This window comes from Erwinia sp. 009765445 (genome assembly GCF_058137865.1).
This window is the reverse complement of record NZ_JBYUWC010000043.1, coordinates 1-2757: the sequence shown is the minus strand read 5'-3', so window position 1 is coordinate 2757 and position 2757 is coordinate 1. Positions and strand designations below refer to the sequence as shown.

General features: G+C 58.5%; 4 protein-coding genes and 1 pseudogene. All 5 read right to left on the bottom strand.

The features are described 5' to 3' along the window. Positions 1–209 (bottom strand): annotated as a pseudogene (locus tag AC3Y5R_RS24055) (YmfQ family protein); the annotation flags it as partial. After that, positions 200–1267: a baseplate J/gp47 family protein gene (locus AC3Y5R_RS24050; protein ID WP_489923409.1), complete on the bottom strand. Its 1068-nt coding sequence runs from the start codon at positions 1265–1267 to the stop codon at positions 200–202. The gene AC3Y5R_RS24050 and the pseudogene AC3Y5R_RS24055, both read right to left, overlap by 10 nt. Continuing rightward, complete coding sequence (locus AC3Y5R_RS24045; RefSeq protein WP_489923410.1) at positions 1260–1673, bottom strand: phage GP46 family protein; 414 nt, start codon at positions 1671–1673, stop codon at positions 1260–1262. Before AC3Y5R_RS24045 ends, AC3Y5R_RS24050 begins: the two co-directional genes overlap by 8 nt. Beyond that, positions 1673–2218: a phage baseplate assembly protein V gene (locus AC3Y5R_RS24040; protein WP_489923408.1), complete on the bottom strand. Its 546-nt coding sequence runs from the start codon at positions 2216–2218 to the stop codon at positions 1673–1675. The genes AC3Y5R_RS24045 and AC3Y5R_RS24040 overlap by 1 nt, the downstream gene beginning before the upstream one ends. Beyond that, positions 2218–2757 (bottom strand): phage baseplate assembly protein (locus AC3Y5R_RS24035; RefSeq protein ID WP_489923407.1); only part of this gene is annotated, 540 nt, incomplete at its 5' end. The genes AC3Y5R_RS24040 and AC3Y5R_RS24035, both read right to left, overlap by 1 nt.

Genomic DNA, 2757 nt, shown 5'->3' with positions numbered 1-2757 from the left:
CTGTCAGGCAATCCGCTGATATTTTCATATCGGTCAATCAGTTCTGTTACTGAGCGCGGGTCAGTTTCAAGCATCAGTGCATCGCTGCGCCCGTGAACCGCTGCAAGGGATGGAGCCAGCCCGGCCAGCAGTAAATCATCGCTCTCCCATGCCGGTCCTCGCGGCAGCAATGCGGCGAGCATCTGTCTGTACTGCGCCGTCAGATCCATGAGACATCTCCCACAACGCCTATTTCTCCCTTCGCGATTGCTATATCTGCTGACGGGCTGACCAGGGTATGGCTGTACTCGCCCGTGGCTATACTGATGGCTTCACTGATTCGGGAGAGTTTCAGTACGCTTTCCGGAATACCATCGCGCAACATCAGCGATCTCAGCTCTGCAATAACCGCATAGCGGACCTCTTCAGTATCCGGGTTCAGCCTGATGTTAAAGTCCACAACGTGCGGCGTCGGAACAAAAACCAGAACGTCAGCACCGGCAACGGGGGCAAGCGGTTCAATATGGGCCTGGGCCGCCGCTACCGTCGCGGCGTCCGGGATGGGGTTAATCAGATCGCTGTTCGCCACCATCACGCCCACCGTGCCGCGTCCCAGCCAGTGACGGTAAGTCCATGCGCGGGTAATTCCCGGCACCTCTTTTGCCCACACCTCATAATCAGTATCTGCGCCCCCCTGCGGCGGCCAGTACCAGCGTTCAATGATACGGGACCGCCAGAGCTCCAAATCCTCAATATCTGCACCGCCCTGAATGCTGTCGGCAACCCCGGCCGAGGAAAGGCCGGTGATCGGGGAGGTCAGCCGCATTGCCAGCCCGTCATCGGTGTTACCCGTGGCACCTGTCACATCACAGACAACCGGCACGCGGAGAACGCCGCCGGATGATGCAGCCGCAGCTGAGGTTGTGAACGTTACCAGATCGTCACGCTGGATTGTCACACCTGCAGGCACAACAATGCCATTTGTCGATACGTCCCAGCGTACAAAACCCGCCGCTGTCGTCGCCGCTTTACGCGGTGCGCGTTTCATATTTCCGTGCCGCGTCAGCCAGTCCGGGTCTGCCAGGTCCGGCAGCAGATTCCGCGCCAGATAATCGATATACCCGTAAACCGTGTGAACCGCTGCTGCCTGTACGCGCCCGTAGACTTCGGCGTCCGTGCGGCGCAGTGCGGCCAGCGTACTGTCGGCGGCAAGGCGGGTCTGAATATCGCTGCGGATCGTGGTAATTAACTGCGGAAGGGTTGGACGGTTAAAGCCGCTGTCAGCCATTCAGATTGCTCCATAAATCATCAAAGGATATAGCCGTGCGGCTGCCGTCACGGCGGGAGATTACGACTGACGCACTTAACGTTGTGATCCCGGTTCGCGCCACGCTGACGTCAACGCGGGCAGCCACGCCGTCGTCCACCAGCCATTGCAGCGCCTCGCTGAGGTATTCGCGGGCTTTAACCGGCGTTTTATTGGTGAGTTTTTCGCGCCCCAGCAGGTACAGGCGCGAACCTGTGCGATCATTCTGTACCGTCGGGTAACTGTCTCCCCACCAGCCGTTATCCTGCTCTGGCCTGTCGTCCGGTTCAGCACGCCGCCATGAGAACAGCGAAATGATTACCGCCCGCGTGAGAGCGTCTGTCGGCCACGTAACGGGGCGCTGCACGCCGTCAATCGTGATTATCATCATGCCCCCATTTTCTGGTTCGGCCCGTCGGTGGTGCCGCCTCCGTCGCCATTTTCTTTGTGGTTATGTCCGTTAAATACTCCGCGCATGGCGGTCATCGTGCTTGTTTTATCCCGGATTTCTCCGTTTGGCACTTCAAGCAGCGGCGTCTCAAATGTCGCTTTCTCAGTAGCATTGACGATCAGATGAGCGGTGTTCACTTCAGTGGTGTTCCCGCGCCGGAGGATGATGCTGTCTCCCTCGTCGGTGTAAATCGCCACCTCACCGCCCGCTAACCCCTTTATTCGGTAGCGGCGGTCTGACGCCATCAGCACCACGCCATGCGATCGGTCGCCATCGAAATACACGGCCACGGCCTCAGCGCCCAACAGCGGGGCAGAGGTAAAGCCGTAAGGCTCAAGGTGCTCAATATCACTCTTGCCCTCGCCTCCCGCCATTTCAATCTGCAGCATCTGACACTTTGACGCGGTATCCAGCCCGCGCACCACGGCACGGGCCAGCAGGTTCGACAGGCTGCGGCTCATCGCTGCAATCGGATTCGCCATCAGAAATCATCCTCTGTTTTTTTCGTTTTTCGTTTACCCGGCTTCGGTGGCTTAGGCAGATAGGCATCCGCAGGACCGACGCGAATTTCTGTTACCGTGCCGTTCCCGTCCTGCTGATAGGTTACTTCAGCAATCACCATCTCCCGGTTATCAAAACCCAGCACCGGGTCATAAACGATTACGGTGAGATTGGGCTGCCAGAGTGAGCCGTCGCCCTGGTGCCAGCCCTGTACGGTATAGGTCACCTCATCTGTGCGGGCAGCACGCTGGCGCATCTCAAATTCAGCGCGGTCTGTGCATGTGGATGTGGTGGCGTTGCCGATCTGCCTGATAATCATTGGTCGGTAGCGCGTCAGGCCGCCGTCAATGGTTTTGGCCCGGATGGCGGTAGTGGTTGCCTCACCAAAATCATCATTGTTACCTGCCCGCTGGCCGGAAACCTGATAGGTGCTGAACCGGTCCCGGATTGATTTTTCCGTGTCGCAGGTGAGAATATTTTCGCCCAGCACCAGCGCGGTGTGCGCCCGGCGGTTGCCGAT

Coding starts and splice junctions, on each gene's coding strand:
- AC3Y5R_RS24050 (WP_489923409.1), bottom strand. CDS start 1,267: ATGGCTGACAGCGGCTTTAACCGTCCAACCCTTCCGCAGTTAATTACC.
- AC3Y5R_RS24045 (WP_489923410.1), bottom strand. CDS start 1,673: ATGATAATCACGATTGACGGCGTGCAGCGCCCCGTTACGTGGCCGACA.
- AC3Y5R_RS24040 (WP_489923408.1), bottom strand. CDS start 2,218: ATGGCGAATCCGATTGCAGCGATGAGCCGCAGCCTGTCGAACCTGCTG.